Annotated in this window: 1 protein-coding gene; it reads left to right on the top strand. The window is 32.2% G+C overall.

All coding sequences use genetic code 11. From position 1 onward, the window contains the following. The coding region (locus BX611_RS00055; protein WP_262510526.1) for a site-specific DNA-methyltransferase at positions 1-1121 on the top strand (1121 nt) is incomplete at both ends.

A 1121-nucleotide genomic window follows, 5' to 3' on the forward strand; every position in this document is an offset into this window, starting at 1 on the left:
AGTGATGCTAGTGGTCGCTACCACTCCAATTGGCTGAATATGATGTACCCTCGTTTGAAGTTGGCGAGGAATTTACTGAAGGATGATGGTGTGATATCAATTCATATTGATGAACACGAATATTCTAATCTTGAAAAACTACTAAATGAAATCTTTGGAGAAGAAAATAATTTAGGAACAATTATTTGGGATAAAAGAAACCCAAAAGGTGACGCTAAAGGAATAGCATATCAGCATGAACAAATAATCTTTTTTGCAAAAAATAGAGAAAATTTCTTATTGCATAATGAATTTAAAAGACCAAAAGAAAATGCAAAAAAAATTATTCAAAAAGCTGAAAGTCTTATTAAAAAAGAAGGTGTTATTAATGACAATATTCGAAAAGAGTTTAAAGATTGGATTAGAATTCAGGACTTTTCTGGAGGGGAAAAAGCTTATTCATTTATTGATAACAGTGGTAACGTTTACCGGCCTGTTTCAATGGCATGGCCTAATAAAAAGCAATCACCTGAAGACTATAAGATTCCATTAATTCACCCTGTTACTAATAAACCATGTCCCATGCCAGATAAAGGGTGGAGAAACCCTTCAAAAACAATGCAAAAGTTATTATCTGAAGGGCTAATTCTATTTGGTAAAGATGAATCGACTCAGCCAAATCGCAAGTACTTATTAAAAGAAAACATGGAAGAGAATGTTCCATCCTTATTATATTTTGGTGGAAGTGATGATGATTTGCTTAAAAAGTTAGATGTAGTTTTTGATACCCCAAAAGTTGTTGATGTTGCTAAAAGAATTATTACTCCTATTACAAAAGAAAATGATATTGTATTAGATTTTTTTGCAGGTTCTTCTACAACTGCTCATGCGGTTATGCAATTAAATGTAGAAGACAGTAAAGATAGAAAATTTATCATGGTTCAGCTACCAGAACCAATTGAAGAATCTCATGAAGCATACTCAAAAGGTTATCGATATATTACTGAAATAAGTAAGAAAAGAATTGATAATGTAGCTAAAAAACTCAAAGAAGAACACCCAGACAAAGCCAAAGATTTAGACTTAGGCTTTAAGGTATTTAAACTCGATAGTTCAAACATTAAGGCGTGGTCTCCAGAAGT

This window comes from Lutibacter oceani (assembly GCF_003384935.1).
Classification (GTDB): Bacteria; Bacteroidota; Bacteroidia; order Flavobacteriales; family Flavobacteriaceae; genus Lutibacter; species Lutibacter oceani.